The organism is Thalassospira xianhensis MCCC 1A02616, from assembly GCF_003326475.1.
Taxonomy (GTDB): Bacteria; Pseudomonadota; Alphaproteobacteria; order Rhodospirillales; family Thalassospiraceae; genus Thalassospira; species Thalassospira xianhensis.
On the sequence record NZ_JPWA01000027.1, the window covers coordinates 17,657 to 43,011 of the forward strand.

Genomic DNA, 25,355 nt, shown 5'->3' on the forward strand with positions numbered 1-25,355 from the left:
GATGATTGATGACGATGGAAAGAATATCGCGTGCTTTAGCGACGGCAGGTGTAAAGCAGGGTTTCGCTATGGCGGCCACGCAGTTGAATTTGACCGGCTTTGATCACCCGTTCCGGATTGGAAAGCAGGTCGCGTGTGCTGTCTGACAGCAGGATGCGCGTGCCAAGCACCTTGTTTTCACGCTCAAGCCGGGATGCGGTATTAACGGCATCGCCGTGCACGGTAAAGGACAGGCGGGCACTTGCCCCGACATTCCCGGCGATCATACGCCCGGTATTGACCCCACAGCGGCAATGAATGGAAAGTCCGTCAAACTGTTGGGTTTCAACGGCATGCTGAATGGCAATAGCCGAATCAAGGGCTGCATCGGCATGGTCGTGCAACTCGTCAAAAGCATTGAACACTGCAAGAATGGCATCACCCTGGAACTGGGTGATAATCCCGCCATGTTCTTCGATGATGTTGGTCGCGCAGTCGAAATAGGCGTTCAGCATTGAAATGATCTGCTGCGGTTCGAGTTCTTCACACAGGGTTGTAAAGCTCTCGATATCGACAAACAGGACCGTTGCCTCGCACTGCTGGGGCGGGAGGACACCGGAATCGGTTCCCGATGCCAGAAGTTTGCGGGCAATCGATGCCGGCAGGAATTTACCAAACAGGCTGCTGATCCGTTCGCGATCATGCACGGCCTTGATCATGTGATTGAAGGATCGGGCGGCATCATCATATTCGCGAATGCGGCTGCCTTTCAGGTCAGGGAAGTCCTGATTTTCGATGCCATCTTCCTCAAACGCACGGGCAGCAGCGGCAAAGCGCCGGATCGGTTTGGTAAAGTGACGGGCAATGATTACCGCAACGATGATCGACAGCAGCAGGACCGCACCGCCCATCACAGATGCCAGAACAAGCCGGTTCCATTCGTCATCGAACAGTTCTTCTTCGAAATGCAGGCCAATGATGATCGGAGAGAAAGGAGTATCCATCATCTGTTTCGTGACAATCATTGAATAACGACCGTCAAGATCAAGGCCGGAAAGACGAAGGTTGCTGATTTCGGGGCGTTGTTTGCTTTCATTGCCGATATCGATGGATTCGGATTTTCCAATGTTTGCCAGTACAGGGTCGCCAATATCATTGATCGTCGGCAAGGGGATCGGACTGCGCGCGATATCAGCGCCATTTACGAGTGCCGATGCGGTGCTATCCCCCCATTCGCGAAGGCGGGGGTGGGCCATCACACGGTTTCCGGCAATCAGGACAAACGGCACACCGGGCAGGTCTTCGCGCCCGCGGATCAGGCTGTTCGACAGGTTTGAAAGCGACAGATACTGGATGAAGGTGCCAAGATAACGCCCGTCGGCAAACAGGGGAATCCAGTCGGCAATCACCGTTTGTTTGAAGTAGGGATCCCATCGCGGGAAGCTGGTGTGATTGACGGTTGGCCCGCGCAAATGCGCCAGTTCCGAGAAAAGCACATCATCAACGGGCAGGGTGCGGCGGATTTCGCGCATATCTTCGGGGTCATAACCGATGAACTGACGATCCCCCGTGATCAGGCCATAGGCCATCACATCCATTTGGGATGCCGAAAGCGCGCGCATCGCGTTGTTCCAGCCGTATTGGAAGCTTGGATCAAGCGCACCACTGGCGACCTGATCGGCGACCCATATGGCCCGTTTACCCACATTGTCCATCCGTTCATGCATGGTGCGCTGGACCGATGTCAGGTCCAGATCGCTTAGCATGACCCAAAGATTGCGGGTGTTTTGATAGGCCGCGCCAAGTCCGACATAAAGGGCAATCCCGACACCAAGAATGCTGGTGACAGAAAACCCGGCAAGCAGAACAGTCAGGACAGAATATCTGCGTTTTTCAGCCAATTTTTTGAAAATTCCCGAACAGAGGCTCCCCAACCCGGGGGCAGTCTATCGTCTATCAAATTTCGTGGAAAGGATGATTGAGCTTGCCGTGCGTTTAATTCCGGGCAGAGCCCCGATTTGGTCCAGAACGGTATCGAGTTCCTCGGATGTATCGGCGGCAATTTCCGCGATCAGGTCATATTCGCCAGAAATCGCAAGGCAGCGAATGCAGTGCGTGATCTTCTGAAGCGCACCAACAACCCCGGCGGACTGTTTCTGTTCGACCTGTATCATGACTTCGGCAAGCAGAAGCGATCTGGCTTCTTCGCCAAGCTGCACGGTGTATCCCGTTATGATTTTTGCTTTTTCAAGGCGCTCGAGGCGTTCCTGAACGGCACTGCGCGACAGATCGACATCGCGGGCAAGTGCCGCAATAGGGATGCGGGCATTTTGTTGCAGCCGGGCGATCAGGCGGCGGTCAATTTCATCAAGGTTACGTTTCATCGGAATTGCCCGTTATTTTAACGGTTAAATCATTGGAAATGACAGTATCGCCGGGTTGTAACCGGCAGTCCAGCGGAAGACCATCAAGACAGCATAACAATAACGTTATCAGGGCCGTAATAAGGCGGGGCAACGCATCACATGCGGTCACAGCGTCAGAATGGGAGTTTGCTGAAATGAAAAAAGTTTTGATCCTTGGGGCAGGTAAAATCGGCCGTATTGCCGCGGTTATGTTGAATGAAAGTGGTGCATATGCGGTGACACTGGCAGATTCCAACGGACATATGCTTGAAATTTGCGCCAAGGATGGTGCGGCAACGCTGGTAAAAGTCGATGTCACCGACGAGGTCGCATTGACGGACGTTGCCAAAGGCCATGATGCCATCCTGTCGACCTGTCCGTTTTATCTTAATGTCGCGATTGCACGCGTGGCCCGGGCGGTTGGCGCATCCTATTTCGACGTTACCGAGGATGTCGAAACCACCCGTGCGATCCGCGATATCGCCAAGGATGCCGATGGGGCCTTTGTGCCGCAATGTGGTCTGGCACCGGGTTTTATTTCGATTGCAGCCCATGATCTGTTCAAGCGGTTTGACAGTGTTCAGAACCTGCGTCTTCGTGTCGGTGCCCTGCCGCAAAACCCGACCAACCGGTTGAAATATAACCTGACATGGTCGACGGACGGACTGATCAATGAATATCTGAACCCGTGCGAAGCGATCCACAAGGGCAAACGGATCGAGGTTCTGCCGCTGGAAGGATATGAGCGTTTCACCATTGATGGCACGGAATATGAAGCGTTCAATACCTCGGGCGGGGTAGGTGCGCTTTGTGACATGCTTGAAGGCAAGGTCGAGAACCTTGATTACAAGACGGTGCGTTACCCGGGGCATCAGGAAATCCTGAAAATCCTGATCGAAGACCTCGGGCTTGGCAAACGTCCTGATCTGATGAAGGAAATCTTTGAAAAGTCGCTGCCGATCACAAGCCAGGACGTGATTGTGATCTTTGCCGATGCCATCGGCACCCGCGATGGCGAACTGTGCGAGGAAAACTTTATCCGCAAGGTTCATGGCACGGTAATCGGTGGCAGGAACTGGTCGGCGATCCAGATTACGACATCGGCCGGGCTTTGTGCGGTGATGGATATGGTCCTGACCGGGAAGCTGGTGGGCAAGGGATATATCCGGCAGGAACAGGTTTCGCTTGATGATTTCCTTGCCAACCGTTTCGGTCGTTACTTCAGCCACGAGGGTTGATTTATCACCCCCGCATCATGCTTTTTGGCATGATGACAAACTTTGCCACCCGGTCTTGTCAGGCCGGGTGGTTTTTTGTGCGTCCTTGCCATAGTCAGGACCCATATTTTGTGGCAAAGACGTGGTTTGTTAACGCTTGGTCACTATGGTGGCGAATTAAACAAACTCTCGGGTGGCGATACGATCCTTGTCTGAACTTGGCGAGATGTTCCGGTTTGCAATCGACCTGTTTGAAACGGGTCAACTGGCGGAGGCCGAAAGCGCCTGCCGCAAGATGACGCTTGCCTATCCGCAGGCGGCAGAAGCCATGCATCTGGCCGGTCTGGTTGCCATGAAACAGGGCAATGGCGATATCGCTGCCGAACGCATGGGCCGGGCTGCAATCGCGGATGCCAACAACGCCGAAATCCAGCATGACCATGCGCAGGCCCTGAAAGCGGTTGGCAAGCTGCGCGAGGCCGTCGGTGCCTTCAAGCGCGCGATTCGTCTATGCCCCGATTCCCCGGCACTTTACTGCAATATTGCCAATACCTATCGCCAGCTTGATGAGCTTGAACTGGCGCATGAAAACTACATGCTGGCCCTTCGGCTGGCGCCCGATGTTGCCGAAATTCATGCCAATCTTGGTGCCTGCCAATATGCCATGGGCGATATCGCAGGCGCAGAGGCATCCTGCACAACCGCACTTAAGCTGCGCGACGATATCGTCAATGCGCTGGTTTTGATGGGGCAGATCAGGCTGGATCAGGGGCGGACGGTTTCCGCATCCGAGCCGCTTTTGCGTGCCCTTGAACTGCAACCGGGACATCAGCGCGCCCTGACGGCTTATGGTGATGCGCTTTTCCGGTTGGGGCAGTTTGCCGGTGCGTTGCATTGTCTGCGTCAGGTTCTCGCGCTTGATCCGCAGGATGCTGTTGCCAGACGCACGCTGGCACTTTTGTATTTGCGAACCGGGCAGGGGATCGAGGCCATTGGCGCGTTGGAAACCCTTTTGCATGCCAACCCGGAAGACGCCGAACTTCTTCTGATGATGGGCGAGGCCTTAAGCCTTGCTGGGCGGCATAGCGAAGCCGTGGAAAGGTTTGGTGCCGCAATTGGTGCTGGTGGCGGTGATGATGCTGTATTCCGGCTGGCTGTCGAGCTGGCAGAAGAAGGCGATGCGGCATCTGCCCAATCGGTTCTGCAAAACGCAATAGATCGCAAGATTGCCATGGGGGACAACACGGCGCTGTTCAGAACAGCCCGTCGGCTTCTTTTTGCCCCGGTCCCTGCCGATCTGGCGGCCCAGAATGACGAGGTCGTTCGTGATCTTCTGGACGATACCCTTGATGATGACGATCTCGACCTTGATCTTGGCCAAAGCGACCTGATTGATCCGATCACCCTGACACGTTTCCCGCCGGTATGGCGTGCAGCCCTTCGCCCTGAAGGCGATGCGCAATTGCGCGCGGTTGGTCATTACTGGGAACGGCTGGTTTCAGGTTATGACGTGCCCCATGTTGCGGCGCGGACCCGGCCAAAGGGCGGCAAGGTTCGGCTTGGCGTTGTATCGGCCAATATGCGCGATAACGGTATTGGGCGATGGATTGCGGGGCTTGTCCGTGCGATTGATCGCGACCGGTTTGATATCACGGTCATCCGACCGCCACTGGGTGAAGATGATATTACTGCCCGTGTCGATGCCGAGGCCGATCTGGTGGTGCCATTGCCGCTTGATCCGTTGCATTCGGCGCGGGTGATTGCGGGCCTTGACCTTGATGTTTTGCATTATGTCGATCCGCAGGCCGATGCCTATACGATGTTGCTGGCAAGCTGGCGGTTGGCGCCGTTGCAAATTGCCGGTGGCGGAATTGCCGCGACGACGGGGCTTTCAAACATTGACTGCCACCTGATTGCCGAGGATTGGGAAACAGCGGGCGGTGAAACCCGCTTTAGCGAGGAACTGATCCGTCTGCCCGGATTGTTTGTCAACGCAACAAGGCCAGATGAGATCACGCTGTCGCCGGGAGATTTGCAGCGCCGCTGGCGGATTGATCAGGACCGGAATACCTATCTTTGTCCGCAGCCGCTTGATGTTCTGACGGCGGATTTTGATCCGCTGATTGCCGAAATCCTGCGTCTTGATGAAACCGCCGAACTTCTGCTGATTGCGCCCGAACGCGATAGCTGGGACGCGGCATGGGGGCGGCGGTTTGCGGTCAATTATGCCGATGTGGCCGGACGCATGCGCTTTGTCTCGGTTCGCAGCCGTGCCGATCTTCATTCCCTGCTATGTGCGGTGGATGTCGTTCTTGAAAGTCCGGCATGGAATGATGCGATGCTGGCATTTGATTGTCTTGGCCTTGGTGTGCCGCTGGTAACCCTGCCGGGCAAGGGCGCGCGATCACGGCGCAGCCATACGTGTTATCGCCAGATTTCGGTATTTGATTGTGTTGCCTATCATTCCGCCGACTATGTTGAAACCGCGCTGACGCTGGCGATGGATAAACGACGGCGTTCGGTCGTCTCGCAGGCGATCCGCAATCGTGCCCATGTTCTGTTCGGCCAGCGGTCTTCTTTTGATTCCTACATGAACTTCCTTGAAGATCGCACGGCTTAATATTCGCCTTTTGCGATATGAATTTGCCAAAAGTTCCTTGTTTTTCAATCCATAGACTTGAAAACTTCGTACAGCATTCTCAATCTATAAGTGTTGCGCATTGCATCATTCCCCATGGATCGGAGAGACAGTATGAAGTTCGGTTTGACGCGCGGCCAGATGGTAAGACTGGCTGTCGCCGCCGTAATTATTGTTGTTGCGATATGGCAGCTGGCGCCTCTGACTGTTGCTGATATTCGGCCGAACGGTGTTGTTAACGCCAAGCTTGTGACCATTCAGGCACCGATCAGCGGTCAACTTGTGCGCGCCATTCCTGATATTGGCGAGCCTATAAAAGCGGGCCAGGTTGTAACGCGTATTACTGATGATACCGAACCACAGGCGTTGCTTGCCCAGCTTGACGGTGAAAACCAGTTGCTGCGTTCGCGAGAAACGGCCTTACTTGAAAAGCTTAATGCGCTGGATGCCCTGAAAACCGAGCTTACCACCCGTGTCAAAGACATGATTTCGGGGTCGCAGCTTAACCTGCGTTTTCGTCTTCTGGAGGCCGAAGCACGTCGTAAAAGCTGGCAATCGGTCGTCAAGGAACGTGAACTGACATTGGCACGGCAACGCACCCTGTTTGGGGATGGTCATGTTGCCCGTGTCCGGGTTGACGAAGCAGAGTCACTTCTGGAACAAGCCCAGCAGGAAGTTGAACGCGCCAAAGCCGATGCCGAGCGATTCCGCGAGGAGGGCGAGGCGGTCGGTAAAGGCATTTTTGTCGGTGATGGCCAAAATGATGTCCCCTATTCACAGCAACGTCTTGATGAAGTGGTTCTTGCAATTGCCGATCTGAATGTGCAGTTGGCAGAAACCCGGGGGCGTATGGGCGCGATTGACCGGCAGTTTCGCGAGGAAACCATGCGGGCGGGCCGACGTGAGTCGATGCAGGTCCGCAGCCCGATTGACGGCCTTGTCTGGCGTCGAATGGCATCCGAGCTATCAACGGTGACAAAGAATAACGATCTGGCAAAGCTTCTGGATTGTTCGGCAATTCATATTGAAGTTCCGGTCGATGAAGGCATGTCCGATACGCTGCTGCCCGGAAGCGATGTGAGCGTAAGACTTCAGGGTTCGTCGGAAATCTATCGCGGAGTTGTGGTTGGTATTCGCGGTACCCGTGCCGTAACACCCGAGCTTGAATATGCGGCTATCCCGCCGCTTTTGAAAAAGGACGAGGTTCTTCTGGTGGTCGAGATGCCCGAAGCCGACTTTGCCAGCAGCCCGCAAACATTTTGCAATGTGGGGCGCCGCGCCGAAGTGCAGATACCGGGTCGTTTTGACGGCTGGTTCACCAGCAGTGAGGAAAGCTGATGAACCTTTGGGTGCAGTTTGCCCCTTTGGCACTGGTTATTGGTGTCATGATGCTTGTGTCGCCAATTCTGCCGCGTGACAGGTTATGGGCACGCTGGCTGGTGGTGATCTTTCTGATCGCGCTTATCGCCCGTTATCTGCCTTGGCGTATTACGGAAACCGTTCTCCCGGCGGACCTGTCAACCGCGCAAGGCTGGTGGATTGTTTTTCTGTTCGCAATTGAGATCGTTTTTCTGTGCGATATGCTCCGCCAGTCGCTGATCCATTGCAAGATCGTCAATCGTAGTGCCGAGGCAGATGCTGCCTTGCAACGATTGCAGGCACGTCCGGTCGAGGCATGGCCGACTGTCGATGTTTTCATTCCGTCTTATAACGAACCGCTTGATGTGCTTGAACGCAGTATCGTCGGGGCGCTGGCGCTGGATTATCCGAAACTGAAGGTCTGGGTGCTTGATGATGGCAAACGTGACTGGCTGCGGGAGTTTTGCGAGAAGAAAGGTGCGAATTACATCATTCGCAAGGACGGCACCCACGCCAAGGCAGGAAATGTCAATAATGGCCTGTCGCAGTCGAACGGTGATCTGGTGTGCATTTTTGATGCCGATTTTGTCCCATATCGCAATTTCCTGAAACGTGTTGTCGGATTTTTTGAAGAGTCCGACATTGGCATTGTTCAGACGCCGCAGCATTTCTTCAACAAGGATCCGATGCAGCGCAATCTTTGGATTGCAGATCGCTGGCCTGATGAACAACGATTGTTTTTCGACCATATAGCGCCATCGCTTGATGCATGGGACTCAATGTTTTGTTGCGGGTCCTGCATGGTGATGCGACGCAAGGCGCTTGACGAGATTGGCGGGGTGCCGACCGCATCCATTACCGAAGACATCCTGACTTCGCTTGAAATGCTGCGCAAAGGGTATCGAACCCGATATTTAAATGAAAAGCTGTCAATCGGTCTGGCTGCAGAAAGCCTTTTGGCATTCCATACCCAGAGGGAACGCTGGTGTCAGGGCGGAATACAGACCCTGTTCCTCAAGGCCGGGCCACTAGGGCCGGGGCTTTCGGTTTGGCAACGGATACTGCTGTTTCCGATATATTGGGTATTTCACATTCCGGCCCGCTTGCTTGTGATCATGATCCCGATTTTTTACTTCTGGTTCGGACTGCAGCCGCTCGAAAATGCGCGGAGCTGGGAAATATTCTATTGGCAGTTACCTGTTCTGATCGGCGGATGGGGAACAGCGATGTGGCACAATGGCAGACAGGCCTATCCCATCGTTAACGAGGGGCCAGCGGTGCTGGTGTCACTTCGGTTATTCCCGATTGTTGTGTCATCCCTGATCCGGCCATTTGGGCGTCCCTTCAAGGTGACACCCAAAGGATCGCAATCGGGAGCAGGAAGTTCATTCACCGAGGCGATCATTCTTGGTGTCCTGTTTCTGCTGACGGTCGGCGGGTTTTTTTACAATATCGATACCGACATCCGGATCATCGACAATGCCAATTTCCTTCTCGTTGGTGGTTTGTGGGCATCAATCAACGCGCTGACACTGCTTGTGGCATTGCTGATCTGCTTTGAAAGTCCGGTGCAACGGCAACAGGAACGTTTTCCGGTTAGCCTGACGGCAAAGATCAAGGCAGAAGAACATCCGGAACCGCTTGATGTCATGATTACAGACATGTCGCTTGGCGGGGTTCGTCTTGAAACCCGATTGCCCGATGCCAAGGCTGCCGCCTTTGGCAAGAACCGGAAAATTGAACTGCATGCAGAAGATTTACCGCCCTTGACCGGGATTCTGGCGCGTTCGTTCGAGCGCGATGACGGAGTACATGTATTTACACTGGATTTTGAACCTGAACCGCAGGATGCAGAACGCGATGCTTTGATACGCGCGCTTTATACCAGCGGGATCGACAATGCGACTAAACCCGCCCACAGTCTGGAACTGTGGGGGGCGATATTCCGGCGCATATTCGGTCGTGGTCCGGTTCGGGGCTAGGTTAATCAGCTAAGCGCGTCGATATCGGCTTCTGACAGGGCTGCGGGGACGATGGTCAATGGCAGGCGCAATTGACCAACCACATCCCGGTTGGTCAGGGCCGTGATCAGCGGGCCGGGGCCGTCGCTGTTGGTGCCGGCTGCCAGAACCAGAATGGAAATCTGTTCTTCTTCGTCCAGAACCTTGAGTAGTTCGTCCTTGAGGCGACCCTCGCGAATGAACAGAAGAGGCATGGAGCCGGTTTGCTCATGCACATAGGCAGCAAGCTCGTTGATACGGTTTTCGGCATCTTCACGCGCTTCTTCCTGCATCAGATCGCCAACGGCCATCCAGTGCTGGAATTCGGCTGGCTGGATCACGCTTAGCAATGCGACGCGTCCGCCGGTATGCTGCGCACGGCGGCAGGCATATCGAAGCGCCTTGGTCATTTCGTCACTGTCGTCGACCACGACAAGGAACGTGCGATCCGTGGTGGCAGCGCGCAGTTCTTGGTCGGCATCAAATGAATTCATGTCGTCCTGCCCTGAATAAAAACGGGTTCCGAATGTGTTGCGCCAACTTGCGGGGCGAGGCGCTGTCACGCCGGATCAGCAAAGTTTGCCGTAACTTAAGGACTGTTTCCAAGTTATTTTTCAAGCATCCCGGCAAAGAAACTATCTTTACGCTACTGCAAAACATGATGGTGCATGTGCGAAAACAGTGCCCGGATAAGGACGCATCGCAATAGTTCAATCAAGGATTGAAGTCTGGATTACCTTTGGCGGAACACGACGCTTGCCGTCCATCCGGCGGCGACTGCAATGATCACGGCGATGATACCGTAAAGTGCAGAATACCGGTGTGCGAAGTCATAAACTTCGGCGCTGACGCCGGTTTTGGATACGACCAGTGGCGTTGTCTTGATGCTGGCAATGCGACCGTCCCGGATCAGATAGACATTGATGGTGTATGTACCGGTCGGGGTGTTGGCCGGAAAATGGATGTCGGTTCGAAACAGTTGATTGGACAGGAAGCTGATTTTTGCCGGTCGCTGATTGAAAAGACCCGCTGCACGCATGTTTCGCAACAGGGCATCGCGGTAATCGCTGCTGTTGCGATCCTTGTCATCGATCTCGGTCACAAAGCGCTGATGTTCAAGCCCGATACGGTAATCATTATAAAGCTGTGAATTGGCGATGATTTCCATTGGCCGGTTCGACGCACTGGCATAATAGGCAGGCACATTGCGGAATGTGGCACTTTCACTATTGACCCAGATGCCGACTTTGCGTTCCTTTCGCCGCACGACCATATCCTGATCGGGGCCTCTGACCGTCACGATCACATCGCCTTCGCTTTGTACCGCGCCGAACAAAAGCACGTCGGTTCCTGTGAAACCGGTAGTAATGGCAACAAGATGATTGGAAAGGTCGACAACCAGCGCGTCGGCGCGTGCCCGGTCCTGTGCGAGCACGGCAAGCACCGCTGCAACGGCAAGCAGTGTGCGGATGATCGCGCCCGATTTGTGCATTACAAATTCTCCGGCGCGATGGAATAAAGTTCGGTCGGTGTGATCACGAGATCGAACAGAAGTTTCAGGCAAACCGAAAGAACCAGAAGCCCCAGCATTGCCCGCAAATGTTCCGCTTTAAGACGCGATCCGAATTGTGCCCCGAATTGTGCCCCGATGACGCCGCCGATCAAAAGCAGGATGGCAAGGGCAACATCAACGGTTTGCGTCTGAATGGATTGCAGGAAAGTAACGTTGGCGGTCACGAAAATGATCTGGAACAGCGATGTCCCGATGACGACACTGGTCGGCATGCCAAGGATATAAATCATCGCCGGAACCATCACAAAGCCACCACCAACCCCCATCAGAGCGGTCAGAAGCCCGACAAAGAAGCCGACAAGAAGCGGCAGCAAGGCGCTGATATAAAGCCCCGAGCGGTAAAACCGCATTTTCAGGGGCAGGCCATGGACAAAGCTGTGCTGGTGTTTCTTGGTCCGACGGAATGATCCACCGCGGCGCCGTGTGCGGAAAATGGCGCGCGATGCCTCGATCAGCATCATGCCGCCAATGATCCCCAAAAAGATCACGTAGCAAAGCGAAATGACCAGATCAATTTGACCGAGGGAACGTAACCATGCAAAAACCCAGACACCAATTGTGGATCCGGCTATACCACCCGCCAGAAGGACAAGGCCCATTTTCAGGTCGACATTACCGCGTCGCCAATGGGCAAAAACGCCTGAAACCGAAGATGCGACAATCTGGTTTGCAGCGGTTGCAACCGATACAGCAGGGGGGATACCATAGAAAATCAAAAGCGGCGTGATCAAAAATCCGCCGCCAACTCCGAACAACCCGGACAAAAATCCGACGCCGCCGCCTAGCCCCAGTATCAGAAAAATGTTTACCGACATCTCGGCAATAGGCAAATAGATTTGCATCGCGGGCGGGCATCAGCGTTTGATTGATTCTGAGAAATCAGTCTAACATATTGTGCAAATGCAACAATCGCCAATTCACTGATTGGCCGGGATAATCCGATTTTTTGTAAGGTTTTTCATGTCGCTTACTCCAGAAGCTCCCTTTGACCTTGTTCTTGATGCCCGTGGATTGATTTGTCCGATGCCGGTGCTGAAGGCAAAAAAGGCATTGCGTGATGTGCCTGCAGGCGGTGTGCTTAAGGTTTTGGCGACCGACCCGGGGTCGGTCGCAGATATGAAATCCTTTTGCGAAATGACCGGGAACCGCCTGTTGTCATCGACACAGGAAAATGATGTGTTTATCTATCATATCGAGCATCTGGCCGCGAAATAACCAGAACAAGCGTGCCCATCACGTCCGGAAATGAAAGTTGCCGCCATGTCTGCCTCATCCTCGACCCTGCAGTGGGTGCATTGCGCCTTTAATGAGATGACACCGCTTCAGGTCCATGACCTGTTGCGATTACGTCAACAGATTTTCATCATCGAACAGGAATGCATTTTCCCCGAGATCGACGGGCTTGATCCGCTTTGTCAGCATGTTTTGGGATTGCTGGACGGCAAAGTGGTTGCCGCTGCGCGGATTGTGGCACCCGGTATCGATCCCGACCATTCCGCACAGGGACAGCATCCGGCGATCGGCCGTGTCGTTGCCAGCCCCGATTTGCGCGGCCAGGGTATTGGCCGCAAACTGATGTTGCAGGCCATCGCATCCTGCCACGATACCTTTGCGGGCAAGGGCATTTTCCTGAATGCCCAGCTGTATCTTAAAAACTTTTACGAGGCATTGGGCTTCATGCAGTTCGGCGAAGCCTTCTATGAAGATGGCATCGCCCATATTTCAATGCTGCGCTCGCCCGATAGCAGGCAGGAGCAACTGCACTGATCAGCGCAGCCCGACCGTTGCCATACCGGTAAAGAATTCAAGCTGCCACTTCATGTCTTCTTCGCTTAGGGGGTAATCCTCGCCACGGGGATTAAGCGTCTGGCCGGGCGGGACATGCCCAAGCTTGACCTGAATTTTCACGGCCAGTTCCGCCGGAAGCCCTGCCTTCCATGCCAGCGAAACGACACCTTTGGCCGAATGGGTGTTAAGGACTTTGGTTACGGCTTCTGGCGGAATACCGGCAAGCACGGCAAGGGCAGCGCGGGCAAACTTGACATCATTGGCTGCCAACGCTTTGGCAACTTCCTTGTCGGTCAGTTTACCTTTGCTATGCAGGGCCAACGCCTTTTCATAGGAAGATTCTTCTTCCTCGTTCGTCGCTGCGGCCTCGGCACCACCGGACTTGGCCGCCGTTTTCTGTTCTGCCTGCTTCTGCTTGGCCTTGCGGGTTTCAACGGGTGTATCTTCGCGTTTGTCGAACTCGCCGGATGAAATGCGGCGATTGACGACTTCGCGCACCGCGTCGAGCTGTTCCTTCTTCAGGTCCTTGCGCCGTTCCAGCACGCCGATCAGGTTTTCAGCGACAAAACGTGCCAGTTTGCCTGCTGCCGTCGGTGGCAGTTCCGGGCGTTCAACCAATGGTTTGTGCCATTCCGGATAATCCGGTGCACGATCAATCAGTTGATCAAGGGTTTCTTCGCGGATTTGCGCCGACTTGTTGCCCAGAAGATGCGAAATCGCATCCTTGTCGCTGCTGGCGGCAATCGCATCGGCAAGTTTTTCACCAACATTGCGACGGCGCGAGATAAAGCTAAGCGATCCTCTTCCCGAACTGCCTTCGATAATTTCCAGAAGATCGGTTTCTGTCAGAACCGGAGAATATTGCAGGACCGGTCCGCAGACGACACTTTCGGTATCGCGCGCAAGTTGCTGGATGATCGGCTGTGGCGCGTTGGCGATATCCTTGAGCGTTTCCGAAATAACCTGGCGGACATGGACGGCCTGATCGCGGGCAAGCTTGTCCAGCGCTTCATAGGTCATCCGGCGCAGTTTATCGGTTTCATTCGGTGTCAGTCCGGCCGAAAGATTGGCAATCTTTTCGGCAAGGCTTCCACGAACGCTGTCGTCCTTGTCGTCGGTGAGCAGGACGTCGGCTTGCACAGGGGTTGCATGGTTTGCCGCAATATGGCGCCGCACCTGGGAATCTGCATCATTTGCAAGGTAATACAGAATTTCCGGTTTGGTATCATGACGTTGCGCCAGCACACCGCGAACATTCGCATCCGGGCTGGCGGCCATGTCTTTGGCTTCATCATACGTGATCGGGGTTTCCCGACGTTTGGTGAAGACCCGCTGCAAAAAACCCTTCATAGGGGCGTCTCCTGATCTTCTATTCTTGCCGGACTGTTCGATCCGGGAGGGGCGGCGATGCCGAAACTGCCTTTGCCGTGTTTTTTGACCTGATACATGGTCTGATCGGCACGAAGCACAAGCTGTTCAAGCGGTTCTTTCGAACCGGCATCTCGCACGGCAATGCCCACCGAAATGCCAAGCGGACGATCCTTGGCACCGGAAAACGACGATAAGGTGGCGCTCTTGTCAAGAAGGATGCGCGCGCGTTGCGATGCGGTTGCCATATCCGCCCCGTCGAGCCAGACCACGAATTCATCGCCGCCAAGGCGCGCGACAAGATCAATCGAGCGGGTGTTGTCCAAAAGGATGCGGGTCAGCGCCAGAATGGCCTGATCCCCGGTCTGATGACCATGAACGTCGTTGACCAGCTTGAAATTATCCATGTCGACATACATCAGGGCCGCAGGCATGTCATCATGCACAAGGCGGGCGTGGCGGCGGCCCAATTCGTCAAAGAAGGCACGTCGGTTCAAAAGCCCGGTAAGGCCATCGGTTCGCGACAGGGTAACGATCCGGTCATGTTGGGCTGCCTGTTCAATCGCGATCCCGATCTGGTCCGATACTTCGGACATGATGGCACGTTCGCCTTCATTCGGGGCGGGGTGATCGGCATTGAAGATAAATATAACCGCGCCATTCACCTGCTGATGATAATGGCAACGCTGGGCCAGAACCCGATAATTTTCGATTTCGGCTTCAAACACCTCATCGGTATTGCCAAGCTGGTTCAATGCCTGTTTGGCAATCGGATCAAGGTCTTCGGGGCCGTGACATGCGATTACTTCGATCTTGTCGGTTTCCTCGTTGCGGCGAAAAATGGCGCAGCCCGCGCAGGCCAGGGCGCGGGCGCTGGCATCCGCCGCACCTTTAAGCACAAGCGTCGGGTCGATTTCATCGCGCATGGTGCGTACGATATAGGTCATCAACCGGTCGCGGTTTCGGGCCGTGGCAACTTCGCTTTCGCGCCGACGCTGTTCGGTGATGTCATGAGCAAGACCGCGCGTACCGGTCCAGCGACCGTCACGCGTGTATACCGGGGTCGATGAAACGGCGAGGCAGGCAGCATTGCCATTGGCCCGTCTGAGCCAGATCGGTACATCGCGGACGGCCTTCTGGCTGCGAAACACAATTTCGCTATCCTGGTCCGCAGTATCCAGAAGAAAATCAAGGGGCGATCGACCGACAAGTTCATCGGCCTTGTAACCCAGGGCACCACGTGGCGAGACAAAAATGAAATTGCCGGTATCGTCGGTTTCCCAGGCAAAGGCGGATGATACTTCGACGATGTCGCGATAGCGCTGCCGCGAGTCAATCAGCGCATCGCGCAGATTGCGATCCATACTGACGTCGCGCGGTAAAAGTAGAACCCGATCATCTGCCATTGGCAATGCAGTCAGTTCAAGCGTTGCCGTACCGCGTTGTACCTCGAATGTCAGGAGTTCGACAACTCCGCCTGGTGTTGTGATGGCGCGTAAAACCAGCTTGTTTATTTCCGGAAACAGACCGTCACGAATGCCTTCGGCGAAGCTTCGGGCATTTTTATTGGCAAACAGGGGGGTGCCGTTCTTGTCCATGACCATGACGGGTGCCTCGGCATCGGCCATGGTCTGCGGATCAAGAATGAAACCCTGATCTGATGACATATCGTTATATGCGGACATTTCCTTGTCGGCATCCTTGTGATGCTGTTTCATTGCCCGCCTCCGGTTGCGTTGGCGGTCTGCGCGTTACCTGGTGATCCGGTGTTTACACTGGCAAGCGTTACAGGCGCGCCAAGATGATATCCCTGACCGTAATCAATGCCCAGATCGCGAACCAGTTCGAAGCTGGCCTGATCATAGATCATTTCCGCAATCGTATGGATACCAAGGTCGCGGCAGAGCAGGGCTGTGGCCTTGATAAAGGCGCGGCCTTTGGGTTTGGCCAAAGCCGTACGCATTGCACCACCATCAAATTTGATGATGTCGACGTCAAGGGCGCTCAGATATTCGAAATTGGCGGCCCCGGCACCGAAATCATCAAGACAGACAAGGTGCCCGCGTGCACGTAGCCGTTGCAAGCCGTCATTCACGTCTCGAAGGCCACGAATGCGCGATGTCTCGGTTACCTCGAACATGATCTTTGCCGGGTCAATGTCGTAACGATCAAGGATTTGTTCCAATGCCGGCAGGAAATCCTGCTGTTCCAATGAATGGCCCGACAAATTGACAGCAACAGAATGAGTTACAAGTTCTGGTTCAAGCGTCACATGATCAAGTACTTTCTGGCACATCGCCAGATCGAACTCGGTAATCAGGCCCGTACCTTCGGCAAAATGGATGATCTGATCAACGGCAAGTGCGCTGCTGCCATCGTGGAAACGTGCAAGCGCCTCGTAATGGTGCATTTCAAGGCTGCCAAGATGCACGATTGGTTGCAGGGCCACGGCAAATGAGCCGTTCTGAACAATTTCGCGAAACGCGCGGACCGATTTCAGGGTTTCCTGAATCAGATGGGGCAGGCTGGCCGAAAGGCGTTCGGCCGAAACATCCGTATTCGCATCGCTACGATGTTGCAGGCGGTTAAGCGCATAGGCCACAGCGCGTGTCAGGTTGGTTTCCTTTTCCCCGCCCGCCATCGGCTGACGGACATTTTGTGTCAGGCGATGAAAACCGCTGGCAAGATCATAATCACGTCCAAACAGATCGTTGGTGGATAGTGTTGAGGCTCCCGAAGTACCGGAACTACCGGTGGCAAGGTTCAGGTTTTTGAAAGGATCTGCGGTATTTGCCGCATCGCTGCAATCGGGATCGTCAAGATCGGCGCGCAGGGCACTTGCATAAGCGACAATCCGCCGTTCCAGTTCGATCATCGGCTCGTCAACCAGATGGTTGTTATTGGTGTCAGAGTTTGCAGTGTTCCTGCGGGAACCAATTCCGATCCCGATCAACCGGGCCAGTTCGTTGGTGGCGTCGGTTTCAGCCTGGCTGCGAAGGGCGGCAAGGTTTTCCAGCACAACAAGGGCCTCGCTATGGCTTGATGCCACACGCGCCATTGTTTCGGAACGCTGTTCGGTTTTGCCTGATTTGGAATTTGCCGAGGACAGCGTATTTTGCAGGATCAGCCGGTCAATCCCGGATCGCGCGCGCGGGCGGATCGCCCGATGACGGGCGGCAATGAAATACCGTCCGATCGGTTCGGAAATCATATAGCCGCTCAGTGACAGGGGAACCGGGTTGCCAAGGGCGGTGCCATCATCCTCGATCAACTGGAAATCAAGGTCGAGTTCCTCAAGGCGCTTGATCCCGGAAGTGGCATGAAGATAGGCCCGCAAAAGCGGCCGTTCCGAACGGATAACCAGTTTATCAAGGGCTTCGCCAATCAATCGTTCCGGTGGGCAGCCCAGAAGGCTTTCGGTCGCACCAGCCACAAACAGGATGTATCCGTTCTCGTCGACTTCAAGCAACATGTCCGCCCAGCAGAACGCCATGGCAGCCAGAAGATCCCTGTCGTTCGTTTCTGCTGAATAGCCAATATTGTCTGTCATAAGAGAACCATCACCAGCCTGCCCCCAAAAGCTTCGGATATGCTCCGAAGTCATTTTCCCCGTTTTTTATAAATAGCGATCTTGGGGGGTAATATGAAGGAAAAGCATTTAATAAACAAAAAATGCCTGTCGATATCCGATATGGGAGCGGGGTGGGATGGTTTCAGGCCCGATAAGCGCGTTCAGGCCGCGTTATGGCTGTTTCGGGGAAGGGCGCGTTTTGCATGCTTGTTGGCATACATTGCATCATCGGCCTGTTTCAAAAGGTCGGTGACATCGCTGTTAGCGTGATAAATCGTAAAACCGAAGCTGGCCCGGATCGGAAGGGCCGTACCTTGCCAGATCAGGGGGAAGCGTAAGGTGGCTTTTTCAAGGTCTCTGATCCGGGGCTCGGCGACATCGGGATTACTGCCAACCATCAGAATGGCAAACTCATCCCCGCCAAACCGGGCGACAAAATCGTCGGCACGCGTGTGCGTGCGAAGGTTCTGGCCGAAATGACGCAGAATGGCATCGCCCGCCGCATGACCATGATGATCATTGATCAGCTTGAAGCCGTCCAGATCCGCAATCACCAGAAGCCCGCTTTCCTTATAGCGCGCAGCGCGTGCCATTGCCTCACGGGTGCGGCGAAGGAAGCCACGTCGATTGTAAAGACCGGTCAGTTCATCGGTCTCGACCATTTGTTCAAGCTGGCGGATACGGTTCTGCTGCTGATCAAGGCGGCTTTGCATGTCACGTGCAAGATCGACAAGCGTTGCAAACGCATCTGTGCTTTCGGTTTCAACGGTTGCACGGGTATTGGCGTCCGTGCGCGGTTGAAATTCTTCAGCCAGTTGTTTCAAAAGCTCTAGATGCGAGTTGTTCATCTTTGATCTTGTTATCAATGACAATGCGAATTGAAACGCGTAAAACGTTTGCAGGATCCTTTTTAAAATCCAGTGCGTTACAACATCCTTAACGAGCGGCATAAGGTTTTGTGACGATAAGAAACCGCACGAGCACAGGAGAACCATAATGAAAACCGGAATAGGCGCTGTTTCTGGCAAGTTTTCTGCAATTCTTGCCGCCGGAATGCTGCTGTCGGCATGCTCGGCATTTCAGAAAGAAAATATGACCCTGACCGGGGAAATCACCGATAATGGCCGGGAATGCGTTACATTCCGTGCTGATGACGGAACGCTTTATGCGTTGGCAAACAAGGCAACCCGATTCCGTCCTGGTGACAAGGTTCGTGTGACCGGTCATGGCGCATTGATGACCACCTGTACCGAAGCAGAAACGCTGATCGTCGATAAGATTGTGTTGTTGGGTGGTGAGGCAAACTAGAGCCAATTCCCGGCTCTATTGATCCCGCGTCGCGAAGCAGTCCGTGCCGTCAGCCAAAAGCTGGCGGCATTTTGTTTCGGCGCTGGCCATATCATTGAAGCCGCCCAGGCGAAGCCGGTGAAAGATACCCTTGGGGCCCAGATCAGCCGTCGAGAGACTGCGTTGATGGGATTTTGCCAAATCCGGATAGCGGATCATGAAGCTTGCCCAATAGGTCTGTGCGCTGATCGTGTCGTGAAATGCACCAAGCTGAATCGCAAATGCATTATCTGTGGCGGGGGGAAACATGCTTGAGCCTGTTATCGCCGCAGTTTGGGATGGACCGCTTTCGGGCACTGTTGCGGATATCGCTGGCTGGGGGGTATCTGCAGTCGAAACCGTTTCTACCGGTGCCGGTTTCGCCATTACAATTGGTGCAGGTTTGGTTTTAGTCGCGCGTTTTACAACAGTTGCCTGCGACGGCGCACGTTTGATGCCCTGCTTTTCCATTCGATATTGTTCGGCAAGGCTTGGTCGTTCGGTATCTTCAAGCAAAACCGGTTCGGTTCGGATCGTGCCGGGTAAAAGGCTGAAAGGCTGATTGATCGGGGAAGGGCTACTGGCATGAACCGGGATATCCGTCGGGATGGCGTCCAGACCTGATTTGATTTCTTCGGTGGCAGGGACGGTTCTGTCGCTGACATTGCCGATATACTGTGCACCAACATTATCCATCGTCATGATCAGAAAGAGACCGGCGGCAATGCATCCCGTTGCAGTGCTGGGCATGCCGAACCAGCAATGGTTGCGAGCAGGGGGCATTGCCGCTTTCGTCATTTACTGCTCCGTCCATGCCGGAAAAGCATGGCGTTCACGCAGGATGCGATCGTTCTGGCGCAGTCGTTCCATCGCCTTGCCATACACACTGTCGGCAGTGTATTGGCCTTCGGGATGGTCGCCACACGGTTTGCCTGCCAGCAGTTCGATGGCATCATTAATGTGTTCGACCGTCCAGATATTGAACTTGCCCTGACGGATTGCCTGAACGACTTCTTCGCGCAGCACGACATTTTCCGCATTGGCCAGCGGGATGATCACCCCCTGATCGCCAGTAAAGCCCTGATCGGCGCAAATGCGATAAAATCCTTCGATCTTGTGCGAAATGCCCCCGACCGGTTGTGCTTGTCCGAACTGGTTCATTGATCCTGTTACACCAATATTCTGGCGCATGGGGATGTTCGAGATTGCCGAGATGATCGCGCAAAGTTCTGCCATGGAGGCAGAATCACCTTCGATCCCGCCATAGTTCTGCTCGAAAGTGACATTACAGGCAAAGGAGAGAGGGAATTCCTGCGCAAAGCGGGATTTAAGGAACCCTTCGATGGTCATGACCGATTTCTGTTGCAGGGGGCCGGACATATCGACCATGCGTTCGATGTTCAAAACCCCGAGACTGCCGACATAGGACCGTGCTGACACTCGCGCGGGCAGGCCAAAGGCATGGTCGCCATAATCCAGAACGGTCAGGGCGTTGACTTGCCCGACAACCGCACCATAGCTGTCGATCAGGATTTCACGTCGTTGAACCCGTTCATGGGACCGGTCTTCGAGGCGGCTGTTGCGATGGCGGCGTTCTTCGATGGCACGACGGACGTCGGCAGCCCGGATGCTGCCGCGCTTGTCGGTCTTGGCCAACGCACCTGCTTCGATGGCGACATCTTCGACCCGTTCGATCTGGGCTGTCAGTTTGTCACGTTCCCCGGCCCAGCGTGCTGCCTGGCCCAGCAATTGACGGATTGCACCGTTGTCAAGTGGAATACCGGTGCGCGACAGGGCAGATTCGCGCAGTAACCCAGTATAAATCGAAATATTGCGACCTGCTGCGGGCATATCGGCGTCGATATCAGCCTTGACCCGGAAATGGTTGCGGAAATCAACATCCAGCGAGAAGAAGGTATAGTAGTATTTCGGCGCGCCGACGATCACGACCTTGACGTCAAGCGGGATCGGGCGTGGTTCCGGCGCGCCTGCAGTCGGCGGGCCGGATTTATGGGTTTCTTCGATCCGGATTTCGCCATCGCGAAGGGCTGCTTTAAGAAACGCCCAGCTGTCTTCATGTTCGACCAGCGATTCCGCGCGCAGAACCAGAACGCCACCATTGGCGCGGTGCAGGGCGCCGGGTTTGATCAGGCTGAAATGCGGGTGCATGCCGCCAGCCACTGGGCGATATTGGATTTGACCAAACAGATTATCGTAGCTTGGGCTTGGTTCCAGAACGACATCGGGATGTTTATCGCGCGAATGATCGATCAGAAGGTTGACCGCATAACGGTCATCGACGGTTTCGGGCATTTTGCCGTCGCCACTGTCGATGGCGGGTTGGTCGCTGGCTTCTTCGAACGCGTCGATATTATCCAGAATGTCTTTTTCAAGTGCCTCGAACCAGGCCTTCATGCCCGGTGATGTGAACTTGTCGCGAATTTTGCGAATACGCGGTTTCAGAACAACTTTGGCTGCTCCGCGGCGAAGCGCATCAAGCGTATCGGCGATCTGTTCTTCAAGATCGCGGGTCGAAAGCAGCGTCTTGCGGGCTTCTTCGGCGACTTCTTCAAATGCATCTTCGGCTTCGGCACGACGTTCCTTGGGGATTTCGTCAAGAGAAACCGGCTCGCCTTCTTCGTTCAGCGCGACGATCATTACGCCTTTTTCGTTTTCCTGAACGTCCAGCCCACGTTCGCGAGCATATTCGCGCAGGGCGTCGAATTTCTCGCGCAGCTGGGTGCGAGCTTCTTCCGTCTGGGTCTGGGTTTCGGTCAGATGAGCCGGGGCGTTGAACGCCGATGCAAATGCCTCGCGCAGGTGCGATACCAGCGTTTCCATCGCATCGGCGAGCTTGCGGCCTTCACCGGCGGGCAAGGCGTAGGGGCGCGGGCGATTGGTACGCGAAAAGTTGTTCAGATATACCCAGTCCTGTGGGGCCGGGCGTTCTTCCATCGACTTCTTCAGATAATCGAGCGTTGCCGTCATGCGACCGGCGCGATCAAGGCCAAGAACAAAGATATTAAATCCCGGCTCGGACATCGAAAGACCGAACTTCAATGCCTCTGCGGCGCGGTAATGTGATGAAAAATCGAAAATCTCAGGGGACTGGTCTTTGTGCGGGCTGCGAATCCGGAAATGTGGGAAACCACAATCATCAGCGTCGAGGCGGGAAACTGGCATTTGCTGTCTTTCTGCTGCCCAAAAGGATGTGATCAGACAGGCACGCCGATCACGAAATCTTATCTTGGAAGCAACGCGATAGGCCGGTCAAGTGCAGCTTGCTGATTTTGCATTTGCAGATGCCTGGCAGGGATGGATCATCCTTCTGTCGACCTTGACGTTACGAACAGCTATCCCCATTGATTGAGTAATAAACTCAACAAAGCTTTGAAGGGGAATCGGGGACGGCATGGGGCATTTGTCTCGTATTCGAAGCTGTACAATCTTTGGCCTGTATCTGCTTGCCTCGATTGGCGGAGGAATTGGCGTTTCCGGCGCGCAGGAAACCATCATTACCTATCGTCCTCCGCCAGAAGCGGCAGAAAATCATGTTTATCCACAACGACTTCTGGCCGAAGCCCTTAACCGGACAGCGGATCGATACGGCGATGTGCGCATTACGCAGGCATTTGCCACCGTTTCGCGCGACAGAAGCAAGGTTCTTCTTGAAGAAGGTCGGTATTTGCATGTTATGGCCGAAGTCCCGCGACCGAATTGGGAAACCGATCTGATCCCGATTTATATTCCGCTTCGCAAAGGGCTTCAGGGATACCGGCTGTTTTTCATAAACCGCGAACTCCAGCCTTTGATGGACAAGGTTGAAACACTTGACGATCTCAGGCGGTTTTCGACCGGCTCGGGCGCACAATGGTCGACCACCCTGATCCTTGAAAATGCGGGGTTTGATGTTGTAACCGGGCACGACTACGAAACAATGTTTGATATGTTCAGCTTGCGTCGTTTTCAGACATTCAGCCGGGGCATCAACGAAATATTCTTTGAGCTCGACACCATGTCAGACAAATATCCCGACATGTATATCGAAACCGGACTGGCTCTTCATGTACCGTTGCCAGTGTATTTTTTCGTGACACCGACAAAACCGAAGCTGGCCGAACGTATCGAACTTGGCCTTCGCGAAATGATCGCCGATGGCAGTTTTGATAAACTGTTCATGGAATATCACGGCGATCTGATCCGGCGGGCAAATCTTGCAAATCGAAAGATATTCCGTCTCGAGAACCCGAATCTGAGCAACCGGATCCCGCTAGAAAACCCTGATCTGTGGTACTGATTACCTGATCTGGCCTACATTACGACCGTATTGCCAAATTCGCTGGTTTGCAGAAGCCGTTCGACAATCTGAACACCTTCACGTAGCCGTTCGGTCGATTTTTCCGCGCCAAAACAAAGTCGGAGACCGCGTGGTGGATGCCCGACGGAAAACTGTTGTGCAGCCGTCAAAAGAACACCGTTGTTGGCCGCATTCATCACCAGTTCGCCAGGGTCAATATGATCAGGCAGGCCAAGCCAGATATGATAATTGGTGGGATGGAACCGCACGTCATATCCCTTGAGCGTGCCAAGAATGATCGAAAGACGTCTTGCGGCTTCTTCGCGATGCCAGGCTTCGTATCGTTTAAGACTGCCATCCTCGATCAGCCGTGAAACCAGTTCAAGATTGATGGCCGACACCATCCAGCAGGTGGATCGGATGGCGCTGGCAAGTTTGGCGATCATTTCGCCCGGCGCATGGATATAACCGACCCGAAGACCGCCACCGATGCTTTTGGATACGCCGTCCAGATAGATGCTGCGTTCAGGCGCAAAGCATGACAGCGGGGGTGGGGCGTCGGGATTGAGGAAATGATAAATTCCGTCTTCAATCAAAAGCAGATCGTATTTGCGCAGCAGTTCGGCGATTTCCATGCGGCGCTTCTGGCTCATGGTGCTGCAAAGCGGATTATGCAGTGTCGGCATCAGATAGATCGCGCGCGGGCTTTGCGTGCGGCACAGATTTTCCAGTGCTTCGGGAATAATGCCTTCTTCGTCCATAGAAACACCGCGCAGGCGGAATTGCAGAAGATTGGCCAGGCTGCGCAGGTTCGGATAGGTCAATTCCTCGCACAGGACCAGATCACCCGGCCGTACGGTTGCCAGTAATGAAACCGTCATGCCGTGCTGAACGCCTGCGGTTGGCAGGACACGTTCCGGATTGTCATCCAGTCCAAGGGCGCCTGCCATCGAGGCGAGAGCACGCCGGTGACCCGGCATGCCATATTCCGACTTGTAAGTGATCATGTCGTTTAACGGCGTGCTTTTGGCAACGTCGATTAGGACATTGCGAATATGGTCTTCGCGCGGGGGCAGGGGGCAATTCATCCGGAAATTGACCGGGCCGATATCTTCGGCGTCGTCATTTGCCGTTTCCCGGGTCATTGTGCCGATATTGTTGCTGAAATGGCCCGGTGCGGGGACCGTTACCGCCATGTCCAATTCGCTTTGCAATCCCCCCAGCACGTATGTGCCTCGCCCGACTTCACCTGCGACAAGCCCCAGTCTTTCCGCCTCGCGATAGGACCGGGTGATTGTGCCGACGGTGACGCCAAGGTGATAGGCGAGATCGCGATGGGTGGGAAGGCGGTCGCCGGGTTTGAGTGACCCGTCATTAACCGCGCCGCGGATGGCGTGTGCGATCTGTCGATAAACAGGGCCGCTGCCGCCTTCAATGTTTGGAAACCATATTGTCATGGTGACAATGTTTAAATTGACATGGCGACAATGTCAATGACAAAACGAAATCGGTACAATTAATCGACAGGAGGAAGTGATGGTAAATTGTAACGATACAATCCGGTTTTCCGAAATCAATATCAAAGGAAACGCACAGATGAACACCAAAGGCGCCGTCAAGGCGACTACCTGGCGTTCTGCTGTTGCCGGCATCGCTGTCTCCGTGTTGGAACGTGTTCGCGTATGGCAAGAAAGTGCACGCAATCGCAGAATGTTAGAGCAACTTGACGATCATCTTTTGAAAGATGTCGGAATGACGCGGTCTGATCTGGATCGTGAATTGTCAAGGCCGTTCTGGATAGGGTTCCCCCCGCGCAGCTAGGTGAAGTTGCGCC

At 54.4% G+C, this 25,355-nt stretch carries 21 protein-coding genes; 9 read left to right on the plus strand and 12 right to left on the minus strand.

Annotated elements, in window-relative coordinates; all coding sequences use genetic code 11:
* Nucleotides 1-35: 35 nt before the first annotated feature.
* Entirely contained in the window at nt 36-1,880 is a 1,845-nt protein-coding gene (locus TH5_RS18540) for an adenylate/guanylate cyclase domain-containing protein (RefSeq protein WP_114123096.1), read from the minus strand.
* A gap of 45 nt (nt 1,881-1,925) precedes the next feature.
* Nucleotides 1,926-2,363 carry an Lrp/AsnC family transcriptional regulator gene (locus tag TH5_RS18545; RefSeq protein ID WP_114123097.1) on the minus strand — a complete coding sequence of 146 codons (438 nt, stop codon included), beginning with the start codon at nt 2,361-2,363 and terminating at the stop codon, nt 1,926-1,928.
* A gap of 176 nt (nt 2,364-2,539) precedes the next feature.
* Here TH5_RS18545 and TH5_RS18550 point away from each other — a divergent pair, with 176 nt between their 5' ends.
* From TH5_RS18550 to TH5_RS18565, 4 genes are all read left to right on the plus strand, one after another.
* The gene (locus TH5_RS18550) at nt 2,540-3,622 is read left to right on the plus strand and encodes a saccharopine dehydrogenase family protein (protein ID WP_114123098.1); all 1,083 of its coding nucleotides are present in this window, start codon (nt 2,540-2,542) and stop codon (nt 3,620-3,622) included.
* Between the two features lie 187 nt (nt 3,623-3,809).
* Nucleotides 3,810-6,221 (plus strand): tetratricopeptide repeat protein, encoded by a 2,412-nt coding sequence (locus tag TH5_RS18555; protein ID WP_114123099.1) that lies wholly within the window; start codon nt 3,810-3,812, stop codon nt 6,219-6,221.
* Nucleotides 6,222-6,353: 132 nt separating this feature from the next.
* Nucleotides 6,354-7,577 (plus strand): HlyD family secretion protein, encoded by a 1,224-nt coding sequence (locus TH5_RS18560; RefSeq protein WP_167443595.1) that lies wholly within the window; start codon nt 6,354-6,356, stop codon nt 7,575-7,577.
* Nucleotides 7,577-9,580, plus strand: coding sequence for a glycosyltransferase (locus TH5_RS18565; RefSeq protein ID WP_114123101.1), 2,004 nt, complete (start codon nt 7,577-7,579; stop codon nt 9,578-9,580). Before TH5_RS18560 ends, TH5_RS18565 begins: the two co-directional genes overlap by 1 nt.
* Nucleotides 9,581-9,585: 5 nt before the next feature.
* Here the strand turns inward: TH5_RS18565 and TH5_RS18570 are convergent, their stop codons facing one another.
* The 3 genes from TH5_RS18570 to TH5_RS18580 form a co-directional block, all read right to left on the minus strand.
* Nucleotides 9,586-10,092: a universal stress protein gene (locus TH5_RS18570; RefSeq protein WP_114123102.1), complete on the minus strand. Its 507-nt coding sequence runs from the start codon at nt 10,090-10,092 to the stop codon at nt 9,586-9,588.
* Nucleotides 10,093-10,331: 239 nt separating this feature from the next.
* The gene (locus TH5_RS18575) at nt 10,332-11,090 is read right to left on the minus strand and encodes a TIGR02186 family protein (protein ID WP_114123103.1); all 759 of its coding nucleotides are present in this window, start codon (nt 11,088-11,090) and stop codon (nt 10,332-10,334) included.
* Entirely contained in the window at nt 11,090-12,013 is a 924-nt protein-coding gene (locus TH5_RS18580) for a sulfite exporter TauE/SafE family protein (protein ID WP_114123104.1), read from the minus strand. Before TH5_RS18580 ends, TH5_RS18575 begins: the two co-directional genes overlap by 1 nt.
* A gap of 118 nt (nt 12,014-12,131) precedes the next feature.
* On the opposite strand from TH5_RS18580, the gene TH5_RS18585 reads away from it, so the two are divergent.
* Both TH5_RS18585 and TH5_RS18590 read left to right on the plus strand, forming a co-directional pair.
* Complete coding sequence (locus TH5_RS18585) at nt 12,132-12,386, plus strand: sulfurtransferase TusA family protein (RefSeq protein ID WP_114123105.1); 255 nt, start codon at nt 12,132-12,134, stop codon at nt 12,384-12,386.
* 45 nt (nt 12,387-12,431) lie between these two features.
* Nucleotides 12,432-12,938 (plus strand): GNAT family N-acetyltransferase, encoded by a 507-nt coding sequence (locus tag TH5_RS18590; protein WP_244204971.1) that lies wholly within the window; start codon nt 12,432-12,434, stop codon nt 12,936-12,938.
* On the opposite strand, the gene TH5_RS18595 is transcribed toward TH5_RS18590, so the two are convergent.
* From TH5_RS18595 to TH5_RS18610, 4 genes are all read right to left on the minus strand, one after another.
* Entirely contained in the window at nt 12,939-14,309 is a 1,371-nt protein-coding gene (locus TH5_RS18595) for a DUF2336 domain-containing protein (RefSeq protein WP_114123107.1), read from the minus strand.
* Entirely contained in the window at nt 14,306-16,045 is a 1,740-nt protein-coding gene (locus TH5_RS18600; protein WP_114123108.1) for a sensor domain-containing diguanylate cyclase, read from the minus strand. Before TH5_RS18600 ends, TH5_RS18595 begins: the two co-directional genes overlap by 4 nt.
* Nucleotides 16,042-17,877 (minus strand): sensor domain-containing phosphodiesterase, encoded by a 1,836-nt coding sequence (locus tag TH5_RS18605; protein WP_244204972.1) that lies wholly within the window; start codon nt 17,875-17,877, stop codon nt 16,042-16,044. The genes TH5_RS18600 and TH5_RS18605 overlap by 4 nt, the downstream gene beginning before the upstream one ends.
* A gap of 182 nt (nt 17,878-18,059) precedes the next feature.
* Complete coding sequence (locus tag TH5_RS18610) at nt 18,060-18,746, minus strand: GGDEF domain-containing protein (protein WP_114123109.1); 687 nt, start codon at nt 18,744-18,746, stop codon at nt 18,060-18,062.
* Between the two features lie 148 nt (nt 18,747-18,894).
* Between TH5_RS18610 and TH5_RS18615 the strand changes: the two genes are divergently transcribed.
* Nucleotides 18,895-19,206 carry a DUF5818 domain-containing protein gene (locus TH5_RS18615; RefSeq protein WP_114123110.1) on the plus strand — a complete coding sequence of 104 codons (312 nt, stop codon included), beginning with the start codon at nt 18,895-18,897 and terminating at the stop codon, nt 19,204-19,206.
* Between the two features lie 15 nt (nt 19,207-19,221).
* Here the strand turns inward: TH5_RS18615 and TH5_RS18620 are convergent, their stop codons facing one another.
* Together TH5_RS18620 and TH5_RS18625 are read right to left on the minus strand one after the other, a co-directional pair.
* Nucleotides 19,222-20,022, minus strand: a complete 801-nt coding sequence (locus TH5_RS18620; RefSeq protein ID WP_114123111.1) for an SPOR domain-containing protein — start codon at nt 20,020-20,022, stop codon at nt 19,222-19,224.
* Nucleotides 20,023-22,407, minus strand: a complete 2,385-nt coding sequence (locus tag TH5_RS18625) for a Lon protease family protein (protein WP_114123112.1) — start codon at nt 22,405-22,407, stop codon at nt 20,023-20,025. It lies immediately after the preceding gene.
* A 229-nt stretch (nt 22,408-22,636) separates the two neighbouring features.
* Between TH5_RS18625 and TH5_RS18630 the strand changes: the two genes are divergently transcribed.
* The gene (locus TH5_RS18630) at nt 22,637-23,521 is read left to right on the plus strand and encodes a type 2 periplasmic-binding domain-containing protein (RefSeq protein ID WP_114123113.1); all 885 of its coding nucleotides are present in this window, start codon (nt 22,637-22,639) and stop codon (nt 23,519-23,521) included.
* A gap of 14 nt (nt 23,522-23,535) precedes the next feature.
* On the opposite strand, the gene TH5_RS18635 is transcribed toward TH5_RS18630, so the two are convergent.
* On the minus strand, nt 23,536-24,978 hold the full coding sequence (locus TH5_RS18635) for an aminotransferase-like domain-containing protein (protein ID WP_114123114.1): 1,443 nt from the start codon (nt 24,976-24,978) through the stop codon (nt 23,536-23,538).
* 139 nt (nt 24,979-25,117) lie between these two features.
* On the opposite strand from TH5_RS18635, the gene TH5_RS18640 reads away from it, so the two are divergent.
* Entirely contained in the window at nt 25,118-25,342 is a 225-nt protein-coding gene (locus TH5_RS18640; RefSeq protein WP_231858158.1) for a DUF1127 domain-containing protein, read from the plus strand.
* Nucleotides 25,343-25,355: the final 13 nt, after the last annotated feature.

Bases quoted from the DNA above. Each gene is read 5' to 3' on its own strand.
- TH5_RS18545 (WP_114123097.1), bottom strand. From the start codon at position 2,363: ATGAAACGTAACCTTGATGAAATTGACCGCCGCCTGATCGCCCGGCTG.
- TH5_RS18550 (WP_114123098.1), top strand. From the start codon at position 2,540: ATGAAAAAAGTTTTGATCCTTGGGGCAGGTAAAATCGGCCGTATTGCC.
- TH5_RS18560 (WP_167443595.1), top strand. From the start codon at position 6,354: ATGAAGTTCGGTTTGACGCGCGGCCAGATGGTAAGACTGGCTGTCGCC.
- TH5_RS18565 (WP_114123101.1), top strand. From the start codon at position 7,577: ATGAACCTTTGGGTGCAGTTTGCCCCTTTGGCACTGGTTATTGGTGTC.
- TH5_RS18570 (WP_114123102.1), bottom strand. From the start codon at position 10,092: ATGAATTCATTTGATGCCGACCAAGAACTGCGCGCTGCCACCACGGAT.
- TH5_RS18575 (WP_114123103.1), bottom strand. From the start codon at position 11,090: ATGCACAAATCGGGCGCGATCATCCGCACACTGCTTGCCGTTGCAGCG.
- TH5_RS18580 (WP_114123104.1), bottom strand. From the start codon at position 12,013: ATGCAAATCTATTTGCCTATTGCCGAGATGTCGGTAAACATTTTTCTG.
- TH5_RS18585 (WP_114123105.1), top strand. From the start codon at position 12,132: ATGTCGCTTACTCCAGAAGCTCCCTTTGACCTTGTTCTTGATGCCCGT.
- TH5_RS18590 (WP_244204971.1), top strand. From the start codon at position 12,432: ATGTCTGCCTCATCCTCGACCCTGCAGTGGGTGCATTGCGCCTTTAAT.
- TH5_RS18595 (WP_114123107.1), bottom strand. From the start codon at position 14,309: ATGAAGGGTTTTTTGCAGCGGGTCTTCACCAAACGTCGGGAAACCCCG.
- TH5_RS18600 (WP_114123108.1), bottom strand. From the start codon at position 16,045: ATGAAACAGCATCACAAGGATGCCGACAAGGAAATGTCCGCATATAAC.
- TH5_RS18605 (WP_244204972.1), bottom strand. From the start codon at position 17,877: ATGACAGACAATATTGGCTATTCAGCAGAAACGAACGACAGGGATCTT.
- TH5_RS18610 (WP_114123109.1), bottom strand. From the start codon at position 18,746: ATGAACAACTCGCATCTAGAGCTTTTGAAACAACTGGCTGAAGAATTT.
- TH5_RS18615 (WP_114123110.1), top strand. From the start codon at position 18,895: ATGAAAACCGGAATAGGCGCTGTTTCTGGCAAGTTTTCTGCAATTCTT.
- TH5_RS18620 (WP_114123111.1), bottom strand. From the start codon at position 20,022: ATGACGAAAGCGGCAATGCCCCCTGCTCGCAACCATTGCTGGTTCGGC.
- TH5_RS18625 (WP_114123112.1), bottom strand. From the start codon at position 22,407: ATGCCAGTTTCCCGCCTCGACGCTGATGATTGTGGTTTCCCACATTTC.
- TH5_RS18630 (WP_114123113.1), top strand. From the start codon at position 22,637: ATGGGGCATTTGTCTCGTATTCGAAGCTGTACAATCTTTGGCCTGTAT.
- TH5_RS18635 (WP_114123114.1), bottom strand. From the start codon at position 24,978: ATGACAATATGGTTTCCAAACATTGAAGGCGGCAGCGGCCCTGTTTAT.
- TH5_RS18640 (WP_231858158.1), top strand. From the start codon at position 25,118: ATGAACACCAAAGGCGCCGTCAAGGCGACTACCTGGCGTTCTGCTGTT.